Below are 1,284 nucleotides of genomic sequence, written 5' to 3' on the forward strand. Positions count from 1 at the left end.
TTAAGAGAACCGTCCCGGCGGGACAGGTCAGGCAGTGACCTGTTCCACCTCCGGGATGGGTTTGAGATTAAAATGAATTTCGATAGAAATGTGTCTTGTTTTATCTTCGTCAATGCGCTCATGCACGACGATTTCTTTGATTAAGCGGTTGAGGGTGGCTGCGTCCAGCTCTGTGATGTTGGCGTATTCCTGAATGGCTTCCACCCATTGTTTTGCGTCATTGGCAAGCTGGACTTCATCGGACAGCCGCTTTCTGCCCTCGGACACTTTTGTTTTAAGCTCCGTCTGCTCGGTCTGTGTCTTTTCCAGCATGGTGTTGAAATTCTGCTCACTGATACGCCCTGCAATCATATCCTCATAAAGCCGCATGACCATTTTGTCCAGAACCTCAATCCGTTCCTCGTCCCTTGTGAGGGAGCGTTCCATTGCTTCCCGCTGTTCCCGCTGCTCGGCTTCACAGGTATTGGTCAGGCGGTCGGCAACCGCTTCCCCGTCCATCAGGGCAGCTCTGGCACATTCCCGGATTTTCCGCAGCACATGGCTGTAAAGGGTGTCATAATCAATCCGGTGCTGGGTGCAGTGGTTCTTTCCAAAGGCGTTGTAGGTCTTGCAGGAATAAATCCGCTGGGGATGTTTTGCGTTTGTGTAGCGTATCGTCAGCGACTTCCCACACTCGCCGCATTTTATCAGTCCGGCAAACAGGCTGATTTCATTGGTCTGCCCCGGACGCTGGCGGGATTTCAGCTTGTTCTGCACAATATCAAAGCTCATGTGGTCAATCAGCGGTTCATGCTGTCCCTCCACCACAATCCAGTCCTCCGGCTTCTTTTCCCCAATCGTGCCGATTTTGAAACGGTAGTCTTTTTTCTGGGAAGCAATCGCACCGGTGTAGACGGGATTCATCAAAAGTTCTTTGATAACGGAGAAGTCCCACATATACCGCCCGTTTTCCGGGTCTTTCTTTTCCCATTTGGTTCGGGTGTTGCGAAGCCCCCGTTCCCGGTTCCACCATGTGGGGCAGGGGATTTTTTCTTCCTCCAGCCGTCTGCGGATATAGTTCGGACCATGACCGTTCAGGGCATATCCGAAAATCAGTCGCACAATCGGGGCAGTTTCCTCGTCAATGAGCAGATGGTTTTTGTCCTCCGGGTCTTTCCGATACCCAAACGGGGCAAGACACCCGGTAAACTGTCCTTTCTGCGCTTTCAGAAGATAAGAGGAATGGACTTTCTTGGAAATATCCTTGCTGTACATCTCGTTCAGGATATTCTTGAACGGGGCAAT

Annotated in this window: 1 protein-coding gene; it reads right to left on the minus strand. The window is 51.2% G+C overall.

The window, feature by feature from the left end:
• Window positions 1–27: 27 nt before the first annotated feature.
• The coding region (locus C7386_RS13220; RefSeq protein ID WP_116705737.1) for a recombinase family protein at window positions 28–1,284 on the minus strand (1,257 nt) is incomplete at its 5' end.

Origin of the sequence: Agathobaculum butyriciproducens (genome assembly GCA_003096535.1) — a bacterium.
GTDB lineage: Bacteria > Bacillota > Clostridia > Oscillospirales > Butyricicoccaceae > Agathobaculum > Agathobaculum butyriciproducens.